Genomic DNA, 5,071 nt, shown 5'->3' with positions numbered 1-5,071 from the left:
CGGTGGCCGAGCGGGTCTACGACAACCCGGCATGGGTCTCCTTCCTGCTCCGCGACAACACGGGTGCCATCCGCAAGTCGATCAAGCCATTCTTCCCGACCGAATCCACCAGCCAGATGGTCACCCGACTGCGGAGCAACGCCTCCCTCACGACCGAGGGCCAGGCCGCGACCCTGGTCGAGAAGGCCGTATCCGAACGCATATTCGATAATGCGACGACAACGTCGACCGGGGCGCCCGCGCTGCTCCGCGACCTCAACGACTACCTGCGCGGCGGGTTCGCCACCCTCGGGGGCATCTCCCTGGCGCTGATGGCCGGCCTGCTGCTCGTCGCCTTCGCGGTGCGCTGGCGGCTGCTCCCACTCGGCATCGTCGCCGTCGGCCTCATCTGGGCGTTCGGCCTCGCCGGCTACGCGGGCATCCCACTGTCGGTGGTGACCATCTCCGGTCTGCCGGTGCTGCTCGGCGTCGGCATCGACTTCGCCGTCCAGCTCCACAGCCGGGTGGAGGAGGAGGCCCAGCTGGCCCGGGCCGGCCATCCCGTCATCGCGGCCCTGGCCGGGCTGCTGCCCGCGCTGAGCGCCGCCACCGTCGCCGCGGTGCTGTCCTTCCTCGCGCTGGAGTTCAGCGACGTCCCGATGATCCGGGACTTCGGCACGCTGCTCGCCCTGGGCCTGCCGGTGATCGTCATCGCCACGATCCTGCTTCTCACCGCCTCGTTGGGCCTGCGGGAACGTCGCCGGCCGACCCCCCGAAGGACTACACCCACGGCCCGCTGGGTCGGATGGTGATCACCCTGGGATCCCTGCCACGGATCACCGCGGTCCCGCTCGCCGTCGTGTCCGTCGCGGTCTTCGCCGTCGGGATCGTCACCGACGGCACGCTGAAGATCCAGACCGATCCGGAGAAATGGGTCGACCAGCAGAGTCAGGTCATCAAGAACATCAACACGCTGCGCGCGAGCACCGGATCCGCCAGTGAGCTGGGCATTTACGTCCAGTCGCCGAACGTCTTCGACGACGCCACCGTCTCCTTCCTCGCCGAGTTCGCGAACACCCGGCTCGCGAAGGACCCGGCCGACCTGCTGACCGCGTCGAGCCTCGTCACGACCATCAGCTTCATGATGGAGGTGCCGAACACGACGGTTGTCCTGCCGACGGGTCAGGACATCCGGCTCGGCTACGCCGCGGCGCCGCCTGACATCCAGCGCGCCACGGTGAACCTGGCCCACAACGCGCTCAACCTCGTCTTCCGCACCGGATCGGGCTCGTTGGAACGGCGGGCCGCGATCGTCGACGACATCCGGGACACGGTCCATCCGCCGCAAGGGGTACGCGCCACCCCGTCGGGCCTCGCCGTGGTCGGCACCGGGCTGCTGGAGAACTTCACGAAGAACCGGACCCAGCTGACCTACTTCGCGCTGGTCGGCGTCCTGCTGATGCTGCTGGTCTGGCACCGCAGCATCGTCCGGGCGGTCCTGTCGCTGGTGCCGGTGCTGATCGCGGTCGGGCTCAGCTCCATGATCGCCTGGCTGGCCGGCGTCGACCTCAGCCCGCTCACCGCGGTCGGCGTCCCGCGCGTCATCGCGCTGGGCAGCGAGTTCACCACCCTGCTCGTGCTTCGCCACCTGGCGGAGCGTCGACGCGGCCTGACGCCGAAGGAGGCCGTCGACCAGACCGCGGCCCGCACCGGACGCGCCTTCGTGGTCTCCGCGCTCGCCGCCGTGATCGGGGTCGCCGTCCTGGCCTTCAGCTCCCTGCCGCTGCTGCGCGACTTCGGTCTGCTGGTCGCCCTCAACGTCGCCGTCGCCCTGCTGTCCGCGCTGGTCGTCCTCCCACCCCTGTTGATCTGGGCGGACGAGCGCGGCTGGGTGCACCAGCCACGCCAGGCCGACCCGGGTCCGGCGGTCGGCGACAGGACCGGACCGGGTCTTCGTCAACGCGGCGACATGTGGGACGCTCAAGAAACCCGTTCCAAGGCCGGCGCATCACGGCCACGGCCGATGGCGGGTGGAAACCAGGACGAGACATCCGCCGTATAGGCTCGGCAGCCGCCCGAGCGTCGAAGGAGAGGGCATGAGTTTCGAGTTCAAGGTCGCGGATCTCGCACTGGCCGAGTTCGGCCGCAAGGAGATCCGGCTTGCCGAGCACGAGATGCCCGGCCTCATGGCCACCCGGGCGGAATACGCGGCCAGCCAGCCCCTCAGGGGCGCCCGCATTATGGGCTCCCTGCACATGACAATTCAGACCGCGGTGCTGATCGAGACCTTGGTAGCGCTCGGCGCCGACGTCCGTTGGGTCTCCTGCAACATCTTCTCCACCCAGGACCACGCGGCCGCCGCCGTCGTCGTCGGGCCGAACGGCAGCAAGGACGACCCGCGGGGCGTGCCGGTTTTCGCCTGGAAGGGCGAGACCCTCGAGGAGTACTGGTGGTGCACGGACCAGGCGCTGGCCTGGCCGGGCGGCGGCACCCCGAACATGATCCTCGACGACGGCGGCGACGCGACCCTACTCGTCCACAAGGGCGCCCAGTTCGAGGCGGCCGGCGCGGTCCCCGCGACGGACACCGCGGACGGCGAGGAGTACGCGATCGTCCTGGAGACCCTGCGCCGCACCATCGCGGAGAAGCCGGGCCGGTGGACCGAGACCGCGAAGAACATCAAGGGCGTCACCGAGGAGACCACGACCGGCGTGCACCGTCTCTATGAGATGGCGAAGGCCGGAACGCTGGCATTCCCGGCGATCAACGTCAACGACTCGGTGACGAAGTCGAAGTTCGACAACAAGTACGGCTGCCGCCACTCCGTCATCGACGGTCTCAACCGCGCCACCGACGTGCTCATCGGCGGCAAGGTCGCCGTGGTGTGCGGCTACGGTGACGTCGGCAAGGGCTGCGCGGACGCGCTGCGCGGCCAGGGAGCCCGGGTGATCGTCACCGAGATCGACCCGATCTGCGCCCTGCAGGCCGCGATGGATGGTTTCCAGGTCACCACCCTGGAGGACGTCGTCGCGACGGCGGACATCTTCGTCACCACGACCGGCAACTTCAACATCATCCACGCCGAGCACATGGCGGCGATGAAGCACCAGGCGATCGTGTCGAACATCGGGCACTTCGACAACGAGATCGACATGGCCGGCCTGGCCAGGACCCCCGGCATCGAGAAGATCAACATCAAGCCGCAGGTCGACGAGTGGGTGTTCCCGGACGGCTACTCGATCATCGTGCTGGCCGAGGGCCGGCTGATGAACCTCGGTTGCGCTACCGGGCATCCGAGCTTCGTGATGTCGAACAGCTTCACCAACCAGGTGATCGCGCAGATCGAGCTGTTCACGAAGACCGAAAACTACCCCCTCGGGGTGTACGTGCTACCCAAGCACCTCGACGAGAAGGTCGCCCGGCTGCACCTCGACGCGCTGGGCGTGAAGCTCACCCAGCTGACCAAGCAGCAGGCGGACTACATCGGCGTGCCCGTCCAGGGTCCGTACAAGGCAGACCACTACCGCTACTGATCGTCCAGCCCTCCCGCGCCGATTCCGGTCAATCCGGTTGACCGGAATCGGCGCTTCGCCCGGAATCGGCGCTTCGCCGGCCGGGATCGGTCAGCGTCTCCTGGACGACCAGCAAACCGACGTCCACGATGGGTCACTCAGATCGTCCAGGCTGTACCAGCCGGCCGGCAGGTAGGTTCCCCAGGTCGCCGACGGGACGTCGGCGCTCGCCCGGCCCAGCACCGCGGGCCTGCGCACGCCGAAGGTCGCGTCGCCGCCGGGGCAGCCCAGGTGCCCGAACCTGAAGATCGGCTCGCCGGCCTCCTCACCCCGGCCTGGACCGGTCCGGCACAGCGATGCCGTGGCCGGCGGCCACAACGAGGCGACATGGACGTAGAAACCGGCGTCGAGATACGTCGCGGGTCTGTTCGGCTCTCCGGCCGCCGCCGGCACACCAACCTCCGTCGCCTGCCCGCCCGGGCAGTTCGCCCAGGTCGCTCCACCGGCCTGCGCGGCGCCCGCGTTCACCAGAGCCAGGATGCCGCTCACCACGAGGGTCGCCCCGGCGGTGGTCAGAGTGGCCAGGGTGGTCCGAGTGGTCCGAGTGGTCCGGGTCGCGCCGCCGCGCCGGCCCGCCCGCCGGGAGCCGCGCCGCGCGGGACGACTTCCTCCGGACGCCGCCGCTCCCGGTGCTCCCGGTGCTCCCGGTGCTCCCGGCGCTCCCGGCGCTCCGGAGGATAACGGCCGTCCGACTCGTCGCGGGAAAGATACGGCGTACCGCATTGAATGCCTCCTTCTCGAGCCCGGCTGCGGGTCGATCATGCGGTAGAATGATATAGGCGGCATCGAAACACGGGCTCCGCCACCCGGTCCGCGGTTCCTGCGAACATCCACAAAAAAACAGTCAGTATGCCCTTCGATACCGAGAGTTGACGAGGCGTCGAAGGGGTGGCGACTGCGGCGGCGACTGTCCGTGCCCGGGGGCGCACCGCCGGACCGGGGCGGGCCCGCCGCAACGTTCTGTCACGGATCCGGCGGGAGGGTTTCCACCCGCCATACGCCCGGGCATACCGCCCCGATGCGGACCCCTCCGTAGCAACCCGGCACTATGGCCATGCCGGTACTCCGGCTGGAAACTATGACTGTAGCGGTCAACCGACCTGATGACCCCATGAACAGGAAGCGGCCCGGAATCGTGATTTCCCAGACGAGGATCTGTCGCGGCGGCATGCGTGGGAAGGAGAGCCGGTAGCGATGGCACCGACCTTGTACCCGCCGGCCCGCTTCCGTCCGGTACGGAACACGGCCGGAGCGATGATCCAACCCACCCGGGGCCTCATCCCACATGTCCAGGTGGGCGGCGGCTCCCTGTTCGGCTGGTTCGACAACACCGCCAGCCGGGTCAGCTCACACCTGTGGCTGTCGAGGAGCGGCGACTTCGAGCAGTACGTTCCTTTCGACCGGAGGGCCTGGGCCCAAGCGGCGGGAAATCCATACTGGATCTCCTGCGAATGCGAAGGGTACGAGACCGAGGACTACACACCCCTACAAATCATCCGACTCGGCGAGCTCTTTGGATT

Annotated in this window: 3 protein-coding genes and 1 pseudogene; 3 read left to right on the top strand and 1 reads right to left on the bottom strand. The window is 68.6% G+C overall.

The window, feature by feature from the left end; translation table 11 throughout:
* Together AC08OJ_RS18485 and ahcY are read left to right on the top strand one after the other, a co-directional pair.
* Window positions 1–2,041, top strand: a pseudogene (locus AC08OJ_RS18485) (efflux RND transporter permease subunit); the annotation flags it as partial.
* A gap of 34 nt (window positions 2,042–2,075) precedes the next feature.
* Window positions 2,076–3,512: an adenosylhomocysteinase gene (gene ahcY / locus AC08OJ_RS18480; protein WP_476594469.1), complete on the top strand. Its 1,437-nt coding sequence runs from the start codon at window positions 2,076–2,078 to the stop codon at window positions 3,510–3,512.
* Between the two features lie 90 nt (window positions 3,513–3,602).
* Here ahcY and AC08OJ_RS18475 read toward each other — a convergent pair whose 3' ends face one another.
* Window positions 3,603–4,043, bottom strand: coding sequence for a hypothetical protein (locus tag AC08OJ_RS18475; RefSeq protein WP_462203835.1), 441 nt, complete (start codon window positions 4,041–4,043; stop codon window positions 3,603–3,605).
* 702 nt (window positions 4,044–4,745) lie between these two features.
* On the opposite strand from AC08OJ_RS18475, the gene AC08OJ_RS18470 reads away from it, so the two are divergent.
* Window positions 4,746–5,071, top strand: a 326-nt coding sequence (locus AC08OJ_RS18470; RefSeq protein WP_476596395.1) for an N-acetylmuramoyl-L-alanine amidase, incomplete at its 3' end; no start/stop codon positions are given.

The sequence above is a fragment of the Frankia sp. CgKIO3 genome (assembly GCF_977946435.1).
This window is presented reverse-complemented; position numbering and strand designations above follow the sequence as displayed.

Bases quoted from the DNA above. Each gene is read 5' to 3' on its own strand.
- ahcY (WP_476594469.1), top strand. From the start codon at position 2,076: ATGAGTTTCGAGTTCAAGGTCGCGGATCTCGCACTGGCCGAGTTCGGC.